This is a genomic window from Vibrio sp. L85 (genome assembly GCF_963871815.1).
Classification (GTDB): domain Bacteria; phylum Pseudomonadota; class Gammaproteobacteria; order Enterobacterales; family Vibrionaceae; genus Vibrio; species Vibrio harveyi.
Map to the genome: position 1 here is coordinate 14,974 of NZ_CAWMYL010000005.1, position 23,802 is coordinate 38,775.

The following is a 23,802-nucleotide window of genomic DNA, read 5'->3' on the forward strand; positions in this document are numbered from 1 at the left end:
AGCTTGTTACATCGGCGATTTTCAAATTTATTTTGAAGATGTTTTTAACTGAAATCGGTTTTTCCCTGTAACTCATAAGGTTAAAGTGATAACCAGCATAAACTACTCGACTGGAGACCCCGATGGACATCGTTCAAGCTGCTAAATCTCGCTACTCAACCAAAGTCTTTGACCCTACTCGTAAGCTACCACAAGAAAAGATCGACGCAGTCAAAGAGCTGATTCGTTTTAGTCCATCGAGTGTGAACTCTCAGCCGTGGCACTTCATTCTGGCAAGCACAGAAGAGGGCAAGCAACGTATAGCAAAAGCAGCGCAAGATAACTACGCGTTCAATGCTGCCAAGATCTTGAATGCGTCACACGTGTTGGTGTTCTGTGCCAAAACGGGCATCGATAACGACTACATTGAAGCACTATTGGCGCAGGAAGAAAAAGACGGTCGATTCCCAACCGAAGAGGCAAAAGCAGCGGTACGTGGCGGTCGTAGTTACTTTGTGAACATGCACCGTTTTGACCTGAAAGACGCTAATCATTGGATGGAGAAACAGGTCTACCTCAACGTCGGTACATTATTACTGGGCGCTTCAACGCTAGAAATTGATGCGGTGCCAATCGAAGGTTTTGACCCGAAAGTGCTGGATGAAGAATTTGGTCTACGTGAAAAAGGCTACACTGGCGTTGTGATTGTGCCGCTTGGCTACCACGCGGAAGATGACTTTAATGCCAAGACGCCTAAGTCACGCTGGGAAGAAAGCTCTGTGTTTACTGAGATTTAATAAAGATGATTCATTTAGTTGCAGAAATTAAAGCCTACCCAGATAGTATCGACAACGTAACCAACTTACTTTCTGGTCTACTAGAACCTTCTCGTGAAGAAGAGGGTTGTTGCCAATACGAACTGTATTTGGATCAAAAGATCGAAGGCTTGTTTATGTTCCAAGAAATTTGGGCATCGCAAGAAGCGTTAGATAAGCACCTACAAAGCCCACATATCGCACAGTTTATCTCGACGCTAGAAGATAACGATTGGGTTGAATACTCTCAGATTCGCCCAATGACGTTTGTCGGCTAAGCTTCCGAGCAGAATGTTGCCAGCACTTTCTTACGTTGCTGGCAGCATTTTTCATGAATGAATTCACGGAAGGTGCGAATGGTTGGCGTCAGCAAACGACGATCGGCGCACACCATGTATAGCGGTACCGGACCACAATCCCACTCAGGTAATACTCTTACTAATCTTCCCTCAATCAAATCTTGGCTGATGTCCATCAGTGATTTGTTGGCGATGCCTTTGCCTTTGATTGCTAAGCGATGGGATAAGTCACTGTCGTTGCTAAGTAGCTTGCCACTCACGACAACCTGTTCAGTTTCGTCTCCGCGAGTCAGCGTCCATTTGTTGTAAACCGAATCCGCCACCATGTAACACAAACAGTTGTGTTGGTTGAGATCTTCCGGTTTGGTCAGCACAGGATTATTTGCAACGTATTCTGGAGATGCGCACAGGATTCGCTCATTTGCGCCACACAATGCCAATACGACGAGATTAGAGTCAGCAGGTTCGCCGTAACGAATCGCGATATCGACGGGCTTGGTGTACATATCGGTTAAGCTGTCAGACAGCTCTAACTTGATAGAGACGTTTGGGTAAACATCAATAAACTCATCAACCCAATCAAGCAGCATGTTGCGACCAAAATCAGATGGCGCAGTGATGTGCAGCTGACCTGATAACTCGCCACGCGCGCTTGAGATCTGATCTAACCCCTCTTGCAGTGTTGCGAGCGCTTGAGTGGTTTTGTCTAGGAACAGCTCACCTTCCGAGGTTAAGCGAAGGCTGCGAGTGGAACGTACAAACAGAGGAAAGCCAATTTGTCCCTCAAGACGTTTGATCGATGCACTGATGGCTGCTGGTGTCATGTCCATGCTGTTGGCGGCTTTCGAAAAACTGCCTTGGCGTGCGGTTTCGACAAAGATATTCAGATCGTTGAGGGCTTTCATAATGAAAAGGGCTTTTAAGAAGTTTGGGCTACTATAGGGGAGAGTCGCAGGGCAATTCAAGGTTAAAACATTAGGTTGCACGGCGAGTTTGAGTTAGATTAGCGCGCAACTTCACTTTACCGGATCAATAGCATGAGCCAACAGCAGCCGAATAACCCACTTCACGGGTTGAGTTTAGAGAAAATCCTTACCCGTTTAGTTGAGCACTTTGGGTGGAACGGAATGCATGAGCGCGTTCGTGTGAACTGTTTTAAGAAAGATCCTTCAATCAAATCGTCGTTGAAGTTCCTGCGTAAGACGCAGTGGGCAAGAGATAAAGTGGAAGCGCTGTACATCGAAACGTTCTGCTAATCGGATTTGGTGCAAGTCTAAAAGAGAGATTCCGGATGGCTCGTTCGGGCTCGTCCGGAATGACATCTGTGATCGTATTGTAGGGTTGAACACCCAAGCGAGAACCGTCATTCTGAACAGCGAGGAACGAGCGTGATTCAGAATCTACTCTCAGAATATATTGAGTTTATTCATTGCTTTATGGCTTGAAGCAAGCGGTAAGTAGATTCTTAGTCTCGCCTTGGCTCGCTAGAATGACGCAACTTTTTACCGTGTAGGCTGGAAGGACACAGCTTTGCTCATCGCATAGGCTGGAATAGTTCCTCTGCCTTATTCCCGATAGCGACGAAGGAGCGCAGTCGGGGATCTCTGTTGTGATGTTTAAAGCGAGATTCCAGATGGCTCGCTTAGTCCCGTCCGAAATGACGTCTGAGCTCGTATTGTAGGGTAGAGCACCCAAGTGAGAACCGTCATTCTGAACAGCGAGGAACGAGCGTGATTCAGAATCTACTCTCAGATTATATTGAGTTTATTCATTGCTTTATGGTCTTCAGCAAGCGGTAAGTAGATTCTTAGTCTCGCCTTGGCTCGCTAGAATGACACAGCTTTTCTTATCGCATAGGCTGGAAGAGCTCCTCTGCGTCATTCCCGATAGCGACGAAGGATCGCAGTCGGGGAGCTCTGTTGTGATGTTGACAGATGGCTCGCTTAATCCCGTCCGAAATGACGCCGGAGCTCGTATTGTAGGGCAGAGCACCCAAGTGAGAACCGTCATTCTGAACAGCGAGGGACGAGCGTGATTCAGAATCTACTTTCAGAATATATTGAGTTTATTCATTGCGTTATGGTCTGCAGCAAGCGGTAAGTAGATTCTTAGTCTCGCCTTGGCTCGCTAGAATGGACACAACTTTTCTCATCGCATAGGCTGGAAGAGTTCCTCCGCGTCATTCCCGATAGCGACGAAGGATCGCAGTCGGGGAGCTCTGTTGTGATGCTGACAGATGGCTCGCTTAGTCCCGTCCGGAGTGACGTCTGAGCTCGTATTGTAGGGTAGAACACCCAAGTGAGAACCGTCATTCTGAACAGCGAGGAACGAGCGTGATTCAGAATCTACTCTCAGATTATATTGAGTTTATTCATTGCTTTATGGTCTTCAGCAAGCGGTAAGTAGATTCTTAGTCTCGCCTTGGCTCGCTAGAATGACACAGCTTTTCTTATCGCATAGGCTGGAAGAGCTCCTCTGTGTCATTCCCGATAGCGACGAAGGAGCGCAGTCGGGGAGCTCTGTTGTGATGTTTAAAGCGAGATTCCAGATGGCTCGCTTAGGCTCGTCCGGAATGACGTCTGAGCTTGTATTGTAAGGTGAACACCCAAGCGAGAACCGTCATTCTGAACAGCGAGGAACGAGCGTGTAATTCATCGCTCTATGGTTTGCAGCAAGCGGTAAGTAGATTCTTAGTCTCGCCTTGGCCCGCTAGAATGACACAACTTTTCTTATCGCATAGGCTGGAATAGTTCCTCTGCGCCATTCCCGATAGCGACGAAGGAGCACAGTCGGGAATGTCGATTCTAATCTCTCGCTTCTTGCCTCTTTTCTCACTCCAAATGATGCGTACTGCCCACGGTGCCTTCCAAGTCTAAAATCGACTGGCGGACGTGGTCTGGAATTGCAGCTTTCACGTTGTTCTTAAAATCAAACATCACACCAGTAGCGGTCGCGATGGTCGCAATCTTGCCCCACTTCTTACTCAGCACTTGGTATTCCATCGTGATGCGATCTTCTTGCATGTCGATTACGCGTGAGCCAATCAAAAGCGTATCTGGAAACGTAACGGGTAGCTTATAGCGACATTGGGTTTCACTTAGAACCGGACCGATGTTAGACGTCTGCAAATCTACCAACAGATTAATCTTGTTGAAGTAGTCCAAACGCGCAGTTTCAAAGTAACGAAAATACACCGCATTATTGACGTGTTGCAGGGCATCCATCTCTCCCCAAGCGACTTTGATTTCCGTAATCACTGGGAATTCTTTTAATAACGTATCCATTACTCATGTTCCTTTTTCATCGACGTTGCCGCAATTTGCCAAGCGACTTATCACTTTGAGTATTTATTCTAGATGGAACTGATTAAAATGTAATAAAATTGTATGTAAAATGTGAAATGAATTAGATGCTTATTTTTGTAAACTAAAAACTTTACATAGTCAGTTGTGAGGCGTAGGTTTAAGTAAGCGTAACCAAAAGGAGATGTCCAATGACAGAACTGAAAGGTTTCAATCTTGCCAAAGTAGAAAAACGAATCGACTGGACAGGTGAGCTGTTCAGTTTACGAGTTTCCGGTGCGCCTCTCTCCTTCAAAGCCGGACAATTTACCAAACTCGCCTTGCTCGACGAACAAGGCAATCCCATTAGCCGTGCATACTCGGTGGTGAATGCGCCCAGTGAGCAGTTCGAATGGCTCGAATTCTTAGTCGTCGCGAACCCAGAAGGGCAACTGACCCCAAGGTTGCAACAGCTTCAAACTGGCGATAGTATTTATGTTGGTGAAACGGCTCATGGCGATCTTATCCACGATACCATTCCCAAACACGCAAACGATCTATGGCTGCTTTCAACGGGGACAGGCATTGGTCCATTTCTCTCTTTGTTAGACGACATCAATCTACTTCCACACAGCGACCACATTGTGCTGGTGCATGGTGTGCGTTACGAAAGAGATTTAGTTTACAAATACCTGATTGAGCAGCTCCAACAGCGATATGAAGGTCGTCTGCGTTATGTGCCGATTGTCAGCCGTGAGAGTATTCCGGGTAAGCTTCAAGGTCGCATTCCAGAGTTGATTGCGTCGGGAGAGCTTGTTAATCGTGCTGACTTGCCGTTTTCTAAACAAAGCAGTTTTGTGATGATGTGTGGTAACCCAGAGATGATCAAAGATACCTCTCCAGTACTGCAAGGTTTAGGCCTAGAGAAGTATCGTGCCCGAACAGGTGGCAATATCATTTACGAGAGATATTGGTAAGGTTTGATTGATATTTGACCATCTCAGTTCTGAGAGAGGGTCACAAATATGGCTTCTCACAATTGAGCGCCTTACAACCCATCCCTAGAATGCATCAGCTTGCATTTCAGGGGGAAGTATGTGGTGCTCAATTGCCGATAGAAGGCGAAGATTTATTGGTGGTTTCATCGATCTGATGATCGTGACTGGTTTAGTGCTTACAATCGCTTTGACCATCAATTCTGTTGTAAATGGCTTCGAACTTTCTTTGAGTGAAAACCTTCAATTAGTTAAGGACACAAAAGCAAGCTACGTGCTAACCATTCCTATGTTGATGATGGCGAATTGGAATTTTCTCCGTGAGGGACAAACTGTTGGGATGCGTTTGGTTAGGATCAAAGTGGTGATGAAGAACGGTCACGACACGACGAAAGTGACCACGTCTTTACGATTGTGTATGAGCTATTTGATTGAAATGCTTATCCCGTTTACACCATTGGTCAACCTTGCTCTATTTTTATTTCACCCTGAGCGTCGTTTGTTACACGATTTGCTTTCAGGTACCAAAGTGGTGAATTGCTAACTCAACTGCTGATTTGACGTTGAATGATCAGTTTCATGCAGAGTTGCGATCGAATCGTCTTTCCATATCTCTCTTCCTACGACTACACTTACTTCAAACATAAATTCAATCGCTTAGGACTCAAGGATGATGAACAAAGCTGGTTGGACAGTGTGCCTCGCTACTCTCATTTCTTCCGGCGTCGTTGCTGGAGAGTGGGAGATTGAAGCGGGGGGATTTTTCTCTCGCACTGACACCAAACTTAACGCCTACGACCCTTACCTCGACCAAATACGTACCATTGATTTCGAATCTGATCTCGATTTGAAAGAGTTTACCGTGCTGCCTTATGTTGAGGTGGAGTATTACTTCAATAAAAAACATAGCGTGTATCTTGATTGGCGTAGTTTGCACCGTGAGGCAACCCGCACAGCGGTAACCAAACCTTTTGAAATTACCGTTGATGGCACCACTTATGCGGTTCAAGCTGGCTCTAAACTGACCACAGAACTGAACATTGATATTGCACGCCTAGGTTACGGTTATCAGTTTTACACCAGTGATAAATGGGCGGTGGATGTATTGGCGGGGCTGCACGTGATGTGGCTGTCATTAGGTTTAGATGGCAAGCTTGGCGCAAAAGTGAGTGGGGTGGATGAAATTCCAGTAATGTTTGTTGATGATGCGGTTTTAAATGATGTTACTGCCCCTTTGCCTGATTTGGGGATTCGAGCAGAGTATTCACTGACGCAAGACTGGATTTTAAAAAGCCACGCACAGGTGTTCTATTTAGCTGTGGATGATATAGAAGGCTATTTGTTTGAAGTGGACATTGGCGCTAAGTACTTCTTTACCGACCAATTCAGCATGACGGGTTCATTTAACTATTACGAAGTAGGGGTTGATTACGAAAGCGACAATTCTGCGCTCGATGTTACCTACCGATTCTATGGTCCAATGCTGACCATGGCGTACAAATTCTGAATTAAAAAAGCCACACAGGAGTGTGGCTTTTTGTATTGAATATTTCGTCTACCAGACAACGAGCTATTGCTTGTTGATGTAGTCTTTAAAGCGCGCTTGTGTCTCAGCGTCTGCTTTTTGGTACCAGAAGTGCAGCATTTCTTCAGCCGTTGAATCTGCTTTCATTGTCGCAGGCTTAGTTTGCTTCATGTCTGATGGAATTGCTGCTGGAAGCGTTACAGGCTGAACGACCGCTGCAGTTGCAACGCCGATTGCCGCTACACCGCCTGCTTTATTGTAGTCTTCCACTTCGCGAACGTAGTCACGACCAATTTGCATACCTGGTTTGATTAGCTTGTCTTGCTCTACCGCAATTGCATTGCCTGAAGCATCAACCAGTTTCCAATCTAGGTCTTTGATTCTTTCTTCTGCTTGGCGAAGATCACGGTATTCAGGAAGCTGGAACGCTAGCTCAGCATCGGTTGCGTCGAAACGAGCTACGATAACGTCACTCTCAACACTTAGGCGATCATTGCCTTGGCTGAAGTAAGGTGCGTAGCGGAAAACAACTTGGTTTACACCGTCAGGCAGAGTGAATGATCTTTCAGAAGCAAAAAAGCCACCAGATAGTTTTACTTTTTCACCGTTAGCCGCATAGATTGAAACGTCGTCAGGAACGGTTACCGTCACATCCGCGAATGCCATGCCACTCATTGCCAAAGCAAGCGCGCAAGTTAAAGGCTTGATCAATTTCATTGTTTTTATCCTAAGCACTGTCATTAGTGGTCATCGAGATTGCATTGTTCATTGTCTGATTGCAACTCTCGAATGTTAGAAGATTGAAAATTTAACAAGAACGTCATTTTAATCTGATTCCAAGCGATGAAACTGTGAGCTAAATAGCTCAAACCGCTGCAAAGACAGCGGTTTGTTTCAAATGCTTGCAAGGTTAGATACCAGCGCCGTGACCAGATTCCGCTTGCGACGCTTCTTTCTCTTCGATGACCGCTTCTTCTTGCTGTTGTGCTTTCTCTATGCTCAACCACCATACGAATAGCTCATACCAAATCGCTAGGATAACGGCACCTAAGAACAGACCAACGATGCCGTAGAAGAGCATGCCGCCAATGGCACCAAGAAGAATCACAGGCATCGGTACATCAACACCGCGTCCCATTAGCATCGGTTTGAACAGGTTCTCTGACAATGCCGCAACCACAACCCACACAGTGAACATAGTCGCAGTGCTGGTGTCTTGGGTCATGTACATGTAGCCAATTACAGGCAGTACGGCAAGCAGTGCTGGAAGCTGTGCTATACATAGGATCATCAGAATAAGTGTGAGTAGACCTGCAGCAGGTACGCCGAAGATGAAGAAACCTGCACCAATCAATAGCGCTTGAATCGCAGCGACACCAACCACGCCAAGCAACACACTCTTAATGGTTGCGGCGATAAGTGTTGTCCAGCTCTTGGCGTTGTCGCCAGCGGTGCGAACGGCAATGGTGCTAAGACCTGATGCCAAGGACTCTGAGTAAGTCATAAAGCCAGCAGCAATCGCAAGCGATAGGATAGAAAGAAGCAGACTACCCAAAGCACCGCCTACCATGCCAAGTAGAGACGTTAAGCCTGACTTGATTTGTGGCATAAAGGTTTGAATTGCTTTCTCTAAGTTTGTCGCGAACAGCGTCCATACTTCGTAAAGCTTGTCACCGACAAGTGGCCAATCAGCAACAGAAGGTTTTGGACCAGGGATTTTGATGTCGCCATTTTGCAATACTTCTAGTGCGTTGCGCCATCAACAATGGAGCCTGATACCATCACTAGAGGCGTGACCAGTAGGGCGATACCCAACAACGCAATTGTCGTTGCAGCGAGACCTCGTTTACCACCGTACACTCTTTCTAGTTTTTTACAGATTGGCATCAATGCAACCGCGATGATCGCACCCCAAATCACAGGAAGAATGAAAGGTTTGATAATGTCATACGTAAACATCAGCAAGACTAAGATCAAGCCGATACGTATCGCAGATTCCACCATATTACTGATGAAAATCTTACTCTCTGTTTTTTCCGATTGTTTATCCATTTTTGTTTACCTGATGTTCAATGTTGGAACTGACGAGACTTGAAACAACAATCGCCATATAAAACACGCCTACAATGGCCTCTAAATACACAACGACTTGTGCCAATGGTGTTAGAGGGCTGATGTCGCCGTAACCTAACGTGGTTAAGGTGACGAAACTGAAATACGCTGCATTAGAGAAGTTCTGACCCCAAGAGATGGCTTCCATCCCGGTGAATGAGTTTGGAGAGAACTCAAGAAGGATGAGATAGGCAATTGCCCACATCAGTCCCAGCAGCAAAAATAGGGCAACCGAACCAATGACTTTGTTGGTGTTCACATGCCCAGTGAACAGAATCTGTCTTGCGATGGATTTGAATGTCCCGAAGAAGAAGGCGAAGGTGAGGGCGAGCATCACCACGTCCATTTCTTTGATACCGAGAGCGGCTTTAATACCAATCACCAATACCCAAGTACCGAGCAAGGTATAAAGAAAACGTGACCAGTTTTTGTCAAAGCGTAAGCTCGCCATACAGACGATAAAAGTGATGATGGTGAACCCTTGTAACAGGTGTTCCATCGCTCCTTCTCCTACAACCTGTACAAACGCACCGCCAATTAAGAGCCCGATTAACGCTAGGGTCAGATAAAAGAAGTTGTTTTCTTCATTGATGTTTTTGAGTTTTTTTCCGATAGCCATGGTTATGTCTGTTTAACTCCTATTCTTGCTCTTGTGATGAGTCCTTCATCACCATGATGGAAGCAGAAAGACCAAAGCGTAGGTCGACGCCTTCTGGTAATTCATGCAATGACACGCGAACGGGAATGCGTTGGGCTAAGCGAATCCACTGGAATACAGGGTTCACATTAGGGAGAAGGTTGTAGCCAACGGTGCCGTCTTTAGGGGCGATACCCCAACCGATGGAGTCCACCTTAGCGTCGATAGGTGTGTCTGGGTGAGACATCAAGGTGACACGAGCTTCATTGCCCGGGGCAATTTGAGCCAATTGGTTTTCGCGGAAGAAGCCAAAGACCCAGAAGCTGTTTTTGTCGATAAGTGCCACTAACGGTTGGTTTGCAACCGCCTGTGTACCGTCACGGATATCTAGGTTCGATACAAAGCCATCAACCGATGCGTACACTTTGGTGTAACCAAGGTTCAGGCGCGCAGACTTAAGCTGTTCTTCTGCTGATTTGATTTGCAGTAACGATTCTTCGTAGGTGATTTCACGACGAATGAGATCTTTGTGAGAAACTGCGCCTCGGTCTTTGGCTCGGATGTCTTTTAAACGATCGTATTCGATCTTTTTACCGCGTGAACTGACGATGGCTTTCTCTAACGCCACTTCTGCTTGTGATAGGGCAACGTCGTAAGTGGTTGGATCGATCTCAAACAGCAGATCGCCTTTCTTCACTTCTTGGTTGTCCATCACGGCAACATGAACGATAGGACCAGATACACGAGGTGCAACCTTGATAACGTTCGCACGTACCTGACCATCGCGGGTCCATGGGTTATTAAAATACTCTTGGAATTTCTGATAGCCGAACCACGCCGCGCCACCAAGAATGACAAGGTTGAGTGCAATAACGAGTAGTTTTTTCATCTTGTTGGGCACCTAAAACTGTATATAAAAACTGTCGATGGCCACCACGTAAAACACCATGATGGCAATGAATGTCAGAGACGGAAATGCAATGAAGCGTGACAAGCGTGTCTTGTTCAAGATGATCACCGTTATCCATGTGGCAGTGACGGCAAGAATCAGCACCAGTAACAAGGGAGAAAAGTAAACGTCCCCCCAAGAGAGTTCGTGTGGCATTACTGCACCTCCCCATCTTGCTCGGAACTATTTTTCTGGGTACTTAGTTGCTCGGCACTGTCTGCTTGCGCTTTGTCTGAAGATGGCTCGATGCGAATTGGTGGCAGAACACGTTCTTCTTCATCCAGCAAACCATCCCAATCGCTGCGGTCTTGCATCTGTTTGGCGACGGTTTCAGATAAAAATGGTTTACCTGTTTGAGCCTCCCATCCACCGCCGAGCGCTTTGTAAAGTGCCACAACTTGGTTTGCGACGTTACCTTTGATGGTGGCGTAGCTGTCTTCTGCGCGAGTCATCTTTTCTACTGAATTCAGAAGACGCTCAAAGGAAATCTGACCGTTTTCGTACTGCGTCATCGATATATTGAACGCGCGAATCGACGAATTGACCGATTGCAGACGCAGCGATTTTTGCTCCAAATACAAGTCATAAGCTTCCAGTGCATTAGTCACTTCATTAACCGCTTGCAGCACCTTCTTGTTGTAGTTGGTCAGCGTTTCTTGAAACTTCACATCTTCAAATCGAATGTTGTTTTTCACTCGTCCGTATTGGAAGATATTCCAACTGAACGTTGGACCTACCACCATGGTTAACGAGTCACTGAAACTGAAGCTGCTGCCATCTGGAACCGTGCTATCGATACCTATAGAGCCGAACAGAGAGAAGCTTGGGTACAAGGCTGTTTCGGCAACGCCAATCTGAGCACTCTGAGCACGAGCTTGCATTTCTGATACTTGAAGATCAGGTCGGCGCATCACCAAATTTGCATCCACTTTGTTATCCAGTAGAGGTGGGCGAGGTACGATGGAACGTTCGTCGCTGCCTGATAGTGCGGGTTTTCTGCCTGAGGATTTAAACTGGTTTTCGTAATCCGCCATCCGCTGAGCAAAGCCATCAGATTGCAACAGCTTTTCAACGTCTTCTGGCAGCACACCCAACAGCAATGCTAATGCAGTGCGCGACTGCTTCATTGCAATTTCAAGCGAAGGTTGCGCCGCTTTAGTATTGAAGAGCTGGTTTTTCGCTTGCTGAACGTCGAGCTCGGTTACGTTACCCGAATCAAATTGCACCTGAGTAATATTCACTACGCGCTCTTGGATCTCGATGTTTCGACGAGAGAGTAAAATACGCTCTTGGAACGTGCGGTAGTTGATGTAATTGCGTGCCACTTCCGCAGTGATGGTCACCATGATGTCGTGGTAAGACGCAATCGACGCATAGTAGCCAGCTTCAGCAGATTCAATGCCACGCGCGTATTTGCCCCAGATGTCCATTTCCCACCCTGCATCAAATGACAGCGCGGCGTTATTTACACCTTGGTCGTTCACATAAGCTCTGGCTAAGTTACCGGAGACAGTTTGCACTTGTGGGTATTGCAATCCTGTGGAGATGCCCAATAGCGAACGTGCTTGGACTATGCGCAAACCCGCCGCCTCAAGATCGAGGTTTTGTTGGCTCGCCATCTCAACCAGTTGGTTCAGTGTTGGATCGTTGAACTGCTGCCACCACTGCTGCAGTTTTTGCTCGGATTGCTGTGTGTCTTGCGCCGCTTTTTCTAATGACCAATCACTTGGCAAGGCGGTTTGCTCTGGATGGACGTAATCCGGACCCAAAGTCGTACACGCACTCAATCCGAGTACAGAGAGTATGGCGAGGCTAGGTTTAGTTAGTTTTAGAAGCATCATATCCTCACCTTTAAAACCGCTTCTGACGTAAGTTCACCCAATCGATATCCTCGTAGGTTTGCTTGCATTGGTTTATTGCTTCGAACACGTTCCGTTTTAAATTCAGCAAGATATAAAAACCGGCTATCTCTGAATAAGCGTAGTCAGATAAATCCAACTCACTAAAGAATTCTTCCAGTTTATTTTCAAAGGATTGGTAATCTTGGCTGTATTGTTCGAACACAGAATTGAGCTCATCGGTCGTCTGATGGCTTGCTAGTGCGCCAGCCATCAGAGGTAATATGGAATCGGTATGCTTGCTGCGTAACTGTTTGATAAGTCGGTTACTTAACAGCTTTTGTTCGGCAGCAATCAAAATGTTGACGTGGTTACTTAGGGCATTGCATGACTTGCTGAATGCGCCGATGGCTTCTGGCGGCGTTTTATCAAATAACTTGTGGTTGATCTTTGAGCCCCAAACCATCAGTTTTTTGGAAGAGACGTTTAGTGTCACCAAATGCAAAGAACGTTTCAGCTTTTTAAAAGAGGACTCAGATTGTTGGTGATAGCTAGCAAATAGGTCACCAACATGCCTGAAATACCGCTCTTTCAGCGTTAAGAACAAATGCTCTGGACGTGAACTGAAAGGGAAGTAATGAGCGAAAATGATCATGAACACCACCATGTAGAACAAGGTCATGATCGTCATTAGGATGCCAAAGTGATAGGTCATATTGTTGTCGAGACCGAGCACGAACAAGCCAATCATATAGAAGATGGTCACCGGTCCTTTGAATAGATAGAAACCGATAAAGGTATAGATAAAGATGAACAAGCCCAGTTCGGCACCTAACTCTAAACCCGGCAAAATAAAGACGTACGAAGGCACTGCAAATAGGAAGCCAAACGTAAACAAAATCAGCAACATGAATGGGTGAACAGGTACAAACGACAGCAGTGACATAAAGATGGTTGAGAAGGTAACAAACGAGTAGCCACCTGGCGGGTTGAAATAAATCCAAATTAACCCTGCCACCCAGTAGGTGGTGAAGGTTTTCACTGCGGTTTTGAAGTTCTCAGCATCCCACCAAAGGAACTTACTCTTCTGCTTCGGCAATTCTTGCTTAAACGACACATTGTTGGTCACAGAATCAATACAGCTAATGCTCTCAGCTAAGCGAGACAAGCTTTGGTGCATGAGTTTAAGTAAGTGACCAAGTGTGAGTGCTGAGCCTTTCACAAGGTGAGACGCGTCTGCCAGCGCCGCTTGGTTGTATTCGATGTTTAATTCTTGAGCCCGGTAAGCCGCTCCCTCGTTGGCCCACATCTCTTGACTGATCTTGAACAGTTGTTGGATTTCTTGAGTCGCTTGATCAAAGTTGTTGATACAGCTTCGGTCTTGCTGGTAGCTAAAGTGACTATGTGCAGCCACGCTAAGCTCTTGAGTGATTTGCTTATTGAAGTGGACCGCGAGTTGCCACTCTTTCATATAGGCCGAGACATCACTGCACTCGACACTGACGGTTGCAAAGCGTTGTTCTAGCGCGTTTTGTGCGGCGAATACTTTTTCTAACAACTCATCGATGGTCGGTGACGGTGCTTCATCGTTTTCAGTCGCTTCCGCATTGGTGACCACATCCTGTTGTAGCGCTGTTTTTTGTTCGAAGTTTTGCAAAATGGCATTAAACAACGCTTGTTGAGCTTGATTCAGTTGCTCAATGAGCTGACGCAGATTTTGCTCTGTCTTGGTCGGCCATAGGAATGTGCCCACTAAGGTGTAAAGCACTACACCAAAGATCGTCATGTACGCGCGATCAACGCCATACATGAATGCGCCTTCTGCATCTCCACCATTCGACATCATTAAGACCATTACGCCAGTTAAGGCAAGTAAGGTCGGGTCTTTTTGGTACGCGTTGCGGAAATAGAAAATAAAGGAAACAACGACAGAAACGCTGAGCATATACAGCAAGCGATCTTGGGCAAACGTGCCAACAAGCAACAAACCGATTACTGCACCTACTAAAGTGCCCAGCACACGCAATGTGCCTTTGGCGAGAGACTCACGTCGACTACCGGTAGAAGCGATTAACATGACTGTCGTAGCCGCGGTAGATGCTTGCGGCCAACCCATTGCAAACGGGATCAGATAAGCCAGAGTTAGGCTAAGCGCTACTTTTGTGGCGAATTTGATTTTCTCGTTCATAGTGTCAACGTTAGCTCAGGCTTATGCTTGTAAGTGGATGAATTTACTCAATCAATAATCAGAATTTCGTTCTGAAAAAATTGCGGGCGCGGAATATAGCGATTGAAATGAAGAGGTTTGTAAATCCTTTGTCAAAACCCAATCGGACTGAAAAGCCTAAATCGTTCTTCGAGCCCCGTTGTTCATAGCGTGGGAGGAAAAACGACCAAGAAAACGTTTAACTAGAAAGTCTCATTACTGATACAGTTTTGCAGGAATTATCAAACCAAATTTCTATTCAAGGCTCATCGCCAGCATGTTAGGTCTTGCTCACTTCCAAATTATTGTGAAAACAAATGCCTAACAAAAAGCATAGATGATGAGGAATAAGTTGAGAGGGAAGTTTTTGTTTTTTACTGGCTTGTAGATGTGGTTTTGGATTCTTGGGAGCGAGATAAAAAGACCAATGCAATGCCGCCAAGAATGATAGCACTGGTTATTAACGAATGTAGGGTCAGGGCTTCACCTAACAATATGCTACCTAAAATCAGAGCGATGGCAGGAACAGAAAGCTGGCTAACCGCTGCTTGTAACAGAGATAACTTTTGCATTACCTGATACCAAAGTACATAACCAAAACCTGAGGCGATGGCACCCGATGCAATGGCTAATAATGTACCTTTTAAGGTTACTTGAATTGAATCTAATAACAGTGGGGAAAGTAAGAGTCCTAAGATGGAAGCGGTAATGAACCCCCAAGTAATCCCACTGCTCGGAGTTGGGGCGTGTTTACCTAGAGCGGTGAAGCCTGCCCAGCAAACACCGGAAAGTATCATCAATACAGCAGACCAGACATCTGGTCGAGTTGCCGATGGCAGCATGAGCCAAGCAAACCCCGCTAACGACACCGCAATGCCTAACACTTCGAGCGATTTAAAGCGCTGCCCTTGCCACCAATAAAGGGCGAGTAAGGTCAGCTGTACAGCACCAAAAAGTAACAAGGCTCCGGTTCCAGCTGCTAGTTTTATATAGGCGAAAGAAAACAGGGCGGCATATCCAAATAAGGCTACTCCTGCAAACAGACTGAATTTGGTTGTCGGTAGCTGGCTGCGAAAGTTTCCTCTCAGAAGTAGGATGGCAACTAAGGTGACTGCACCAGAGAGTAAACGGATAAGGGTGAAGCTGCCCGCGTCTATGAGACCTGCTGCTAATGCTAAGCGACACAGCAGTGAATTGGCAGCAAACGCCAACATAGCAATCGCGGTCAGTAAAAATGTCGACATTCCTTATCCTCAATCCTAAGCAAGATACGCAGTGTAGCGCCAAACATAAGAAGCTAATTAGTTGATAAAGTGATTAGTTATAGCTGAAAACGCACACTCATGGTGCATTGAGATATCGAAGTCTTGCCAAATTGAGTGAAAACAGCAATTGTTATAACATAACAATTTGGTTTGGTAATAAATACAGAATGAGGAATTCGGGTTGAATCTATTTGTTAATGATCTCACGGTTATTGATGCATCGTATTTGTGTGAAAAACGAGGCATGGTCGGCGAGAGCTGGATTCTGGATGTCGTAATGCATGGCGATCTCAATGAGATGAGCATGGTGCTGGATTTCTCGAAAGTGAAGAAGCAAATCAAACAATTGGTCGATCAATATGTTGATCACCGTTTGCTTGTTCCCGTAGATAATGACGCGGTGGAAACCACAAGTATTCAATCAGGCTATTCCCAAGTCGACCTTATGCGTGGTGAAAAGGGCATTCATCTACATTGTCCGGATGAAGCCTTTTGCTTTGTTGATGCTAAAGAAATCTCAATAGAGAGCGTGACGAAACACATTCACCATGTTCTACAAGGTCATCTACCGAGTAATGTGGCATCGATTGATGTGACCTTACGTCATGAAAAACTCGATGGCGCTTACTATCACTACACCCACGGTTTAAAAAAACACGATGGTAATTGTCAGCGTATCGCACACGGACATCGTTCACCGATCCAAATCCTAGTGGATGGGCAGCGTGATATCGAACGCGAGCACGCTTTTGCACAGCGTTGGCAAGATATCTATCTCGCCTCCATCGAAGACTTAGTTGAAGTTGAGCATTTAGAGTTGAGTGAACACGCTAATGGCAGCAGTAGCGATACCCACTTTGGCTTTCGTTACACCACGTCTCAAGGGGACTTCCAGTTAGCGATTGCACACAGTGAAACCGAAGTGCTGAACACGGATACAACGGTGGAACTGCTTGCCGTATTTATCGCTAATGAAATTGCTCCTTCATTAAATGAGGGGCAGTCACTGCAAATTATCGCCTATGAAGGTGTGGGAAAAGGAGCGATGGCGTTTCGCTAAGAGGGCGCTGCTCAATCTCAATTAAAACTCACTTTTACTCAATATTTGGAATATCACTTTTATGGACAAACTTAATCGTGTTCTGCTCGTGGCAGGTACGCATGGTAACGAGCTTTCTGGCATTTATCTTCAAAAGCTCATCAAAGATCGCCTCTATGTTGCCGACCGTTCGACGTTCAATACTCAGTGTGTGCTTGGCAACCCTGAAGCGGTAAAGCAAAACGTTCGTTATGTGGAGACCGATCTCAACCGTGAATTTGCCTTGGCGAATCAATCATCGCCTGCGACTCAGCAAGAAACTGAAATCGCGCAGCAATTCACGCAAGTACACGCTCGGCAAGAGAATCAATTGATCATCGATCTGCACAACACCACCAGTAACATGGGTGCGACCTTGATTTTGGTTTCTAATGACGTGTTCTATCGCAAGATGGGGGCGTATGTGAAGCAACGCATGCCTGAAGCCAACATCTTGTTTGAAGACAGAAAAGCGTGGGATGACCAACCTTATTTGTGCACCACCGGGCAGCATGGCGTGATGATCGAAGTTGGAGCTCAATCACATGGCTCGCTAAAGTACGAGACTCTAGAGCTGATGAAAAAGATGCTGACCATGGTATTGGATTACCTTGAACAGCATAACCTTGATCGTGTTGGTGAGTTGAACGACTACGACGCGTATTTTTACACCGAAGAAGTCATGATCCCTGTCGACCACGATGGTATGCGTGTCGCGACAGTACATCCTATGATCTGTGGACGAGATTTCGAGGTAGTCAAACCGGGCGAACCACTACTCGCGACCTTCTTTGGTTACGATATTTTCTGGGAAGGCAAACAGGATATCTATCCGCATTTCATCAACGAGAGTGCGTACAGCAAAGCCAATATCGCTATGGTACTTGCTGAGAAAAAATGCGTTCGCACGAGTGATTGAAACCGAGCTTAGCTTGAATGTTCGCCCTCAATTCTGAACTGTTTATAGTGTTCTTCGAATCGGTCGCTTATCCAGTCCATAAGCATTTTGACTCTTGGTAGTTGATATTTGACTGGCGGACAGACGAGCGAAAGTAAGGTTTTTTCTGACCATTCCGGGAGCACCTCGATAAGTCTTCCGGATGCCAAATCAGCATGGCAGTACACATCGGTTAGTCGCGTTACCCCTAGTCCAGAAACCGCCGCGTGCCGCATGGTCCTGCCAGTAGCCGCTTTAATACCTTGCCCTACATTGATAATGCGCTGTTCTTTATGATTCTTCATGATCCAATGATCAACACTGCCATGAATCAAAGGCAAGGCTTTAAGATCTTCTGGGACGAGGATGTTCGGGTGTCGTTCCAGAAAATCTGGACTTGCGACATAGTGCGTGCGAAGTGTGGTGAGTCGGCGCGCGATGAGAGTGGAGTCTGGCATTTCGCCGACACGGAGGACTAAGTCGTAGCTATCTTCAATAAGATCAACGCGATGTTTTGAGAAATCGAGCTCTACTTCTACGTTCGGGTAGGCGGATTGAAAACTCATCACCAATGGTGCAATGAGCTCTTCGCCAATCGGTCCTCCGACAGAATTCATGTGGATCCGACCCTTAATTTCGCTGGTGGTTTGCTGTGCCCACTCTGCGGCGGCATCCAGTTGTAGCATTGCTTCTTTGCACTTGCGAAAGTAGCCATCGCCAATTTCAGTAAGGCGAAGCTGACGTGTGGTTCTATAAAGCAATTGAACACCTAGCGAGGACTCTAATTCACTCACGAGCTGACTCACGTTTGCCTTTGATGCGCCCATCGCTTCGGCTGCGGAGGTAAAGCTTCCACATTCCGCCACATAAATAAACGCTCGAATACCTCGCCAAGATAGATTGTTCATGTAAACCTAACAGTGTTTTATAATGCCTATATATATCTGAATAATAGCGCTCCTTATACTGGTTTAAAAGAGAGGAGCAGAGTACAAATGTTTGTGAATGCTCGTCTCTATCGTCTAAAAAACCGTTAACTATAGAGAGTGAATCGAGTGACAGTAACAAGATATGAAGCTTCATTTTTCAGCAATGGCAACCGACTTGCAGCGGAAATTCATCGTCCATCCGTAGTGGAGAATCCTTTACCCGCGGTTTTGATTGCAGCGCCACAGGCGGGTGTGAAAGAGCAGACGGTAAGAATCTACGCCGAGAAAATTGCTGCCAAGGGATTTGTGGTATTAACGTTTGACCATGCCAGTTTTGGCGCGAGTGAAGGTGCACCAAGATTTCATGAGAACCCATACAGTAAAGCGGAGGATTGCCGCAATGGGGTCACTTATTTACGTTCTTTAACGTATGTGAACAACGAGCAAATCCATGGGTTAGGTGTTTGTTCTGGCGGCGGGTATTTAGCTCACGCCGTTGCGACAGATAGACGCGTAAAATCACTTGCGACTGTGAGTGCTTACTTTGATCACCGAGGTTTTTATCACAACGTAATTGGTCGAGAGGGTTTGTTAGATTTACTGCTTAAAGGTAATGAAGCGAGAGAACGTTATCTTGCTACTGGGCAGATTGATTTTCTGCCTCATGCACCAACTGAAGACAGTGAGGAAATGCCACGTCTGTTTAGAGAGTTCTACCAGTACTACATGACAGAGCGCGGAGCAAAAGGCTTATACGAAAGCAAGTTTTTGCCTTGGTCTTATGAGACGTTGGCTAACTTTTCTGCGTTGGATATTGCTGCAAACCTGACACCGACACCACTGCTGATGATTGTCGGTACAGAAGCGGATTCCGCATACGAAAGTGAGCAAATGTTTGATGCAGCTTCGCAGCCTAAACAATTGATTAGAATTGAAGGTGCGAATCACATTGGGCTCTATGACGAAGACGAATACGTTGATCAAGCTGTTGAGCAAATCATTGAGTTTTTTAGCTAATCACACCATTAGAAGAAAAAGGGGCGAGAATATCGCCCCTTTTGCTATTTATCGATGTCACTGGAACAACCATAAAGTGACTGAATGGTATTTCGTAACCACACCAGTTTTGGGTTGTACGCATTACGTTTGTGCCAAATCATGGTGAACGGGATCAGCAGTTTATCTTGTTGAGTTTGTTCCAATGGAATGGGTAGACACACCAAATCTGGGTGTAGCTTCTTGGTGTAACTTTCACAGTATTGCGGTGCGGTGGTCAGCATATTGTGGTGTGGCTGTGCGGCCATAAATAGAGACTGCTCAAAGCTCGACATGGTTAAGCCAATAGAGCGCTGTAAGCCCAGTTCACTCAATACTTCATCCAATGCCCATGTTTCACTCTTTTCCCAAACAATATTGATGTGTTGATAGCTCAAAAAGGTCTCAAGATTCCATTCCTGCTTCAAAGCAGGGTGATCTTTGTGCAGGTACACCATAGGTAGGTCTGAGAACAGCACTTCAAAATCGAGGAAGTAAGGGAGCAGGTCGAGTGACTCTTTCGAGCGGGGATGGCTCTCTCTTCCTGTAAAGCCGATGTCTGCTTCTCCACGCACAATCGCATCGAGTGAATCATAATCCCAATTACTGGTTTTGACTTTAGCATCCGGGTAACGCTGGTGGATTGCGATAAGAAGATCATCAAGAATCGTCAGCACTAACGGGGATTCAATGGTCAAATCAAAGCGTACGCCTTTTGGTGCTATATCGCTGCGTTTTTCCGCAATTTGGCTGCCAATTTGTAGCCATTCCGCCAGATCTTGCTCCATGCTTTGTGCTAACGGAGTCGGCGCTAATCCTTTCGGTGTTTTGACAAACAGAGGATCATCAAACCAGTCACGAAGCTTATTGAGCGATTTACTTACCGTTGACGGCGTAACGTTTAATTTCTTCGACGCTTTGGAAACACTCTGCTCTTGCAGCAGCAATTGCAGAGTGAACAATAAGTTGAGATCAAGACGGGCTAGTGATTTCTTCATAGTGGCTTTCATGAGCAGGCTTAGGAATAAATAGTATTAGAGCCAAGCTGATTACGCCACCTATTGCTAAGATAAACACCAACATATTCAGCGCATTAACGCCAATCAATCCCATGAACCAGATGTAGATCGCAGAGCAACACACTTGAGCGATGCCCAGCAATGAGCTTGCTACACCTGCACGTTGAGAGAATGGGCTGAGCGCTTGACTCATGGCCACGCCAAAGCCAATCGAGAAGCCAGCGCAAATCAGCCCAAATCCGAATAAGTAAAATGGGATTCCCCATTGGTCTAGATGCGCAAAACCAATCACCATCGCAGCACTGACAAGCACGGTTTGCGACGTCAGCATCAGTGTACGTTGTTTAAAATAAGACAAAGCCAATGGCGCAGAAAAAGAGGTGAGCATACTGACGAGTGCCGTGCCTGCCATGACAGAAGAATAGCCACCACGATCAAAACCAAGTTCGCCCATCACCAGCATTGGAGAGACATTCACGTAGGTAAGAATGGTGGTCACGCCAATGGCAGTAATGATGAGTCGGCTAATAAAAAAGCACTCACAGAAGGTTTCTTGGTTAGAAGCTGAAGCGGCGCTTTGTTGTGGTATTACGTTAGGTTTTGATTCTTTGAGCACCAAGGTTGAAAGCAAACAAACCACCACACCCATGCCTGCCATTGTGGTGAACAGGCTTGGCCAAGGGAATTTGAGCATAATGAGATGGCCAACAACGGGGGCGATGACAGGAATGATGCAGGTAATGCCGTTGAGCATAGATAGTACCTTCGCGCGACGTTTGTCATCCAACGTGTCGCGAAGAATGGCAAAAGCAACCACATAGCAAGAGCCAGCTCCAATACCTTGTGCAAAACGTGCGATTAAAAACGTGTTGGATTGTTCTGCCATTCCGCCAAGCAATGATGCTGCAATAAAAATGGCTGCACCTACCATCGCTACGGGTTTACGGCCAACGGAGTCGGCGATCTTTCCTGCAAACAACATAGTCGTTGCCATACCGGCAAGGTAGATAGAGAACGCAATGTGTAACTGTGATTCACTGGCGTTTAAATCCGCGGCAATTTGAGGCAAACCTACAAGGTAAAGATCAATCGCGGTAGGATAGAGTAATACAAGGGAAAAACTACAAAGCAAAAAACGGAACATGGCAACCTCACTAACAATTGGTGAGGATCATAATGTGTGAAACGTTTGCCAGCGAGTGGGAATTGCGACCGTAGGTATTTCCATTTACGACATACCCTGTATAAATCGAACGTAAATTCAACAAGGATGACCATGATTACTATTGAAAAGTATACGCCATGTCGACACGCGCAAACCATTGAGCTGCAAGTCTTGGAAGATCAAGCTCAGTTTACGGTTGAGAATATTGGTCAGCGATTGGAAAGTCTTAAACCGACAGAGCTGCCTCATTTGATCCTTGAAGATGATCGTGTGGTCGGGTTCTTTTTATTTGATGCTGCGTACAGTGAAGATTATGACTTTTGCCCTCAAAGAAGTTTAGGTGTTCGCTCATTACTGGTGGATCATCGCCATCAAGGCAAAGGTATTGCGAAGCAAGCCATTGGTTTGTTTAGGGACTTTGTTAAGTTGCACTATCCAACATTTGAATTTCTCTACCTAACGGTTAATTGTCGAAACGTCCCCGCCTATCAGTGTTACCTAAAGGCGGGTTTTGAAGATACTAATGAGCTTTATCATGGTGGACCAGTTGGACCTCAGCACATCATGCGACAGGAATTGTAAAGAAGAACAAAGCAATAGATTGTACCTACTAAAATTTTGCAATAAATTTGATGCAACTGAATGAATAACCACGAACTCTCAAGGACGATATGTGAAAATTGAAGTCGACAATTTAGAAAGAACAGCCGTAATCGCATTACTAGAAGAACATTTGCAAGACATGTACGCCACGTCGCCACCAGAGAGCGTGCATGCGTTAGATTTAGATAAGCTCAAAGCGCCAGAAGTGACATTTTGGACCGGATGGAAGGGTGAACAACTGCTTGGGTGTGCCGCGATTAAAGAATTGGATGGCCAACACGCGGAGCTGAAATCCATGCGCACCACGCCAGCGGCAAGAAACCAAGGTGTGGCGTCTCAATTATTGATTCATGTGATTGAGCAAGCGAAGCAAAAAGGCTTGCAGCGCTTGAGTTTAGAAACGGGCTCGATGGAATTTTTTAAACCTGCGCGCCTGTTGTATGAAAAGCATGGCTTTGTGTACTGCGAGCCGTTTGGTGACTATGAACTCGATCCAAACAGCCAATTCATGACCCTAGAACTGAGCTAGGGCCATTAATTTTTAGAAGCTAAATCCAATCGATTTAGAAATTCAGATTCAAGTTGATGGTTGGCGACAAGAGGTCTGAGCGCTCGTCAGCCAATCGCTTTCTCTTCTCTTTCAGACGCTTAGCATTGTCTTTGTCTGGGTTGCCATCAAGTTGATTATCGATGACCGAGATTTCAGTATCGATCTCTTGGATGCGTTGCTGGCGCTGATATTCTTGATGACCTAACTGGTAGTTTTCAATGAATTCTTTGCTGCTGCACACACCGTAATATTCTTTGCCTTCGATACCGACAGTGTAACCATTGTCTGGTGAGCAATATTGGATAGTACCTTTATCAAAACCTTCTTTCCATTTCGCTCGGTCTGGTGTCACGCCCGCTTCACCACAGTCTTCAGCGTAGCTGTTAATGATGCTCGGATTGTTACCTTCCTGCCCATCTTTGTAGCCTACTCTATACCAGTCTGCTGTCTTACACTCATCTGGAGACATGCTGGCGCAACCAGAGAGCAAAGTGAGTAAAGCTAGGGGGATTAGCGCTCTTTTCATCAGTTACTGTCCTTTAAACAAAATCGAATTGATAACTCGAGTGTAAAATGAACACTGTT

24 protein-coding genes and 1 pseudogene are annotated in these 23,802 nt (G+C 45.9%); 11 read left to right on the forward strand and 14 right to left on the reverse strand.

Annotation, left to right across the window (positions count from 1 at the left end; all coding sequences use genetic code 11):
• Positions 1–122: 122 nt before the first annotated feature.
• A complete protein-coding gene (locus AACR11_RS00225) occupies positions 123–776 on the forward strand; it encodes an oxygen-insensitive NAD(P)H-dependent nitroreductase NfsB (protein ID WP_029788323.1) in 654 nt (217 codons plus the stop codon).
• Positions 777–781: 5 nt separating this feature from the next.
• Complete coding sequence (locus AACR11_RS00230) at positions 782–1,072, forward strand: putative quinol monooxygenase (RefSeq protein ID WP_005436210.1); 291 nt, start codon at positions 782–784, stop codon at positions 1,070–1,072.
• On the opposite strand, the gene AACR11_RS00235 is transcribed toward AACR11_RS00230, so the two are convergent.
• Entirely contained in the window at positions 1,069–1,998 is a 930-nt protein-coding gene (locus AACR11_RS00235) for a LysR family transcriptional regulator (RefSeq protein WP_029788322.1), read from the reverse strand. The genes AACR11_RS00230 and AACR11_RS00235 overlap by 4 nt on opposite strands.
• A 132-nt stretch (positions 1,999–2,130) precedes the next feature.
• On the opposite strand from AACR11_RS00235, the gene AACR11_RS00240 reads away from it, so the two are divergent.
• Positions 2,131–2,349 carry a VF530 family protein gene (locus AACR11_RS00240; protein ID WP_005436214.1) on the forward strand — a complete coding sequence of 73 codons (219 nt, stop codon included), beginning with the start codon at positions 2,131–2,133 and terminating at the stop codon, positions 2,347–2,349.
• Between the two features lie 1,575 nt (positions 2,350–3,924).
• On the opposite strand, the gene AACR11_RS00245 is transcribed toward AACR11_RS00240, so the two are convergent.
• Positions 3,925–4,377 (reverse strand): acyl-CoA thioesterase, encoded by a 453-nt coding sequence (locus AACR11_RS00245; protein WP_017818419.1) that lies wholly within the window; start codon positions 4,375–4,377, stop codon positions 3,925–3,927.
• A 209-nt stretch (positions 4,378–4,586) separates the two neighbouring features.
• Here AACR11_RS00245 and AACR11_RS00250 point away from each other — a divergent pair, with 209 nt between their 5' ends.
• From AACR11_RS00250 to AACR11_RS00260, 3 genes are all read left to right on the forward strand, one after another.
• Complete coding sequence (locus AACR11_RS00250; RefSeq protein ID WP_009697988.1) at positions 4,587–5,351, forward strand: ferredoxin--NADP reductase; 765 nt, start codon at positions 4,587–4,589, stop codon at positions 5,349–5,351.
• Positions 5,352–5,469: 118 nt separating this feature from the next.
• Positions 5,470–5,913, forward strand: coding sequence for an RDD family protein (locus tag AACR11_RS00255; RefSeq protein ID WP_009697987.1), 444 nt, complete (start codon positions 5,470–5,472; stop codon positions 5,911–5,913).
• Positions 5,914–6,039: 126 nt separating this feature from the next.
• The gene (locus AACR11_RS00260; protein WP_005453224.1) at positions 6,040–6,876 is read left to right on the forward strand and encodes an outer membrane beta-barrel protein; all 837 of its coding nucleotides are present in this window, start codon (positions 6,040–6,042) and stop codon (positions 6,874–6,876) included.
• A gap of 63 nt (positions 6,877–6,939) precedes the next feature.
• Here AACR11_RS00260 and AACR11_RS00265 read toward each other — a convergent pair whose 3' ends face one another.
• From AACR11_RS00265 to AACR11_RS00300, 8 genes and pseudogenes are all read right to left on the reverse strand, one after another.
• Positions 6,940–7,611, reverse strand: a complete 672-nt coding sequence (locus tag AACR11_RS00265; protein WP_005453222.1) for a DUF2057 domain-containing protein — start codon at positions 7,609–7,611, stop codon at positions 6,940–6,942.
• A 193-nt stretch (positions 7,612–7,804) separates the two neighbouring features.
• Positions 7,805–8,946 (reverse strand): annotated as a pseudogene (locus tag AACR11_RS00270) (AI-2E family transporter).
• Positions 8,939–9,625, reverse strand: a complete 687-nt coding sequence (locus AACR11_RS00275) for a potassium channel family protein (RefSeq protein WP_005453218.1) — start codon at positions 9,623–9,625, stop codon at positions 8,939–8,941. Before AACR11_RS00275 ends, AACR11_RS00270 begins: the two are co-directional and overlap by 8 nt.
• Before the next feature lie 19 nt (positions 9,626–9,644).
• Positions 9,645–10,532: an HlyD family secretion protein gene (locus AACR11_RS00280; RefSeq protein WP_029788321.1), complete on the reverse strand. Its 888-nt coding sequence runs from the start codon at positions 10,530–10,532 to the stop codon at positions 9,645–9,647.
• 12 nt (positions 10,533–10,544) lie between these two features.
• Positions 10,545–10,748 carry a DUF1656 domain-containing protein gene (locus AACR11_RS00285; RefSeq protein ID WP_005453214.1) on the reverse strand — a complete coding sequence of 68 codons (204 nt, stop codon included), beginning with the start codon at positions 10,746–10,748 and terminating at the stop codon, positions 10,545–10,547.
• Positions 10,748–12,433, reverse strand: a complete 1,686-nt coding sequence (locus AACR11_RS00290) for a TolC family protein (protein WP_029788319.1) — start codon at positions 12,431–12,433, stop codon at positions 10,748–10,750. The genes AACR11_RS00285 and AACR11_RS00290 overlap by 1 nt, the downstream gene beginning before the upstream one ends.
• A 10-nt stretch (positions 12,434–12,443) precedes the next feature.
• Entirely contained in the window at positions 12,444–14,618 is a 2,175-nt protein-coding gene (locus tag AACR11_RS00295; protein WP_029788318.1) for an FUSC family protein, read from the reverse strand.
• A 392-nt stretch (positions 14,619–15,010) separates the two neighbouring features.
• Positions 15,011–15,880 carry a DMT family transporter gene (locus tag AACR11_RS00300; protein WP_029788317.1) on the reverse strand — a complete coding sequence of 290 codons (870 nt, stop codon included), beginning with the start codon at positions 15,878–15,880 and terminating at the stop codon, positions 15,011–15,013.
• A 202-nt stretch (positions 15,881–16,082) separates the two neighbouring features.
• Between AACR11_RS00300 and AACR11_RS00305 the strand changes: the two genes are divergently transcribed.
• Together AACR11_RS00305 and AACR11_RS00310 are read left to right on the forward strand one after the other, a co-directional pair.
• The gene (locus AACR11_RS00305) at positions 16,083–16,961 is read left to right on the forward strand and encodes a 6-carboxytetrahydropterin synthase (RefSeq protein WP_005453207.1); all 879 of its coding nucleotides are present in this window, start codon (positions 16,083–16,085) and stop codon (positions 16,959–16,961) included.
• 61 nt (positions 16,962–17,022) lie between these two features.
• On the forward strand, positions 17,023–17,898 hold the full coding sequence (locus AACR11_RS00310; RefSeq protein WP_029788316.1) for an aspartoacylase: 876 nt from the start codon (positions 17,023–17,025) through the stop codon (positions 17,896–17,898).
• 8 nt (positions 17,899–17,906) lie between these two features.
• Here AACR11_RS00310 and AACR11_RS00315 read toward each other — a convergent pair whose 3' ends face one another.
• The gene (locus AACR11_RS00315) at positions 17,907–18,824 is read right to left on the reverse strand and encodes a LysR family transcriptional regulator (RefSeq protein ID WP_009699284.1); all 918 of its coding nucleotides are present in this window, start codon (positions 18,822–18,824) and stop codon (positions 17,907–17,909) included.
• 147 nt (positions 18,825–18,971) lie between these two features.
• Between AACR11_RS00315 and AACR11_RS00320 the strand changes: the two genes are divergently transcribed.
• On the forward strand, positions 18,972–19,862 hold the full coding sequence (locus AACR11_RS00320) for an alpha/beta hydrolase (protein ID WP_005453194.1): 891 nt from the start codon (positions 18,972–18,974) through the stop codon (positions 19,860–19,862).
• 44 nt (positions 19,863–19,906) lie between these two features.
• On the opposite strand, the gene yidZ is transcribed toward AACR11_RS00320, so the two are convergent.
• Together yidZ and AACR11_RS00330 are read right to left on the reverse strand one after the other, a co-directional pair.
• The gene (gene yidZ, locus AACR11_RS00325; protein ID WP_029788313.1) at positions 19,907–20,878 is read right to left on the reverse strand and encodes an HTH-type transcriptional regulator YidZ; all 972 of its coding nucleotides are present in this window, start codon (positions 20,876–20,878) and stop codon (positions 19,907–19,909) included.
• Entirely contained in the window at positions 20,853–22,043 is a 1,191-nt protein-coding gene (locus tag AACR11_RS00330; protein WP_029788312.1) for an MFS transporter, read from the reverse strand. Before AACR11_RS00330 ends, yidZ begins: the two co-directional genes overlap by 26 nt.
• A gap of 132 nt (positions 22,044–22,175) precedes the next feature.
• On the opposite strand from AACR11_RS00330, the gene AACR11_RS00335 reads away from it, so the two are divergent.
• The gene (locus tag AACR11_RS00335) at positions 22,176–22,646 is read left to right on the forward strand and encodes a GNAT family N-acetyltransferase (RefSeq protein ID WP_026000275.1); all 471 of its coding nucleotides are present in this window, start codon (positions 22,176–22,178) and stop codon (positions 22,644–22,646) included.
• A 91-nt stretch (positions 22,647–22,737) separates the two neighbouring features.
• Positions 22,738–23,196, forward strand: a complete 459-nt coding sequence (locus tag AACR11_RS00340; protein WP_020195349.1) for a GNAT family N-acetyltransferase — start codon at positions 22,738–22,740, stop codon at positions 23,194–23,196.
• 34 nt (positions 23,197–23,230) lie between these two features.
• Here AACR11_RS00340 and AACR11_RS00345 read toward each other — a convergent pair whose 3' ends face one another.
• Positions 23,231–23,743: a DUF2799 domain-containing protein gene (locus AACR11_RS00345; protein WP_079325450.1), complete on the reverse strand. Its 513-nt coding sequence runs from the start codon at positions 23,741–23,743 to the stop codon at positions 23,231–23,233.
• Positions 23,744–23,802 lie beyond the last annotated feature (59 nt).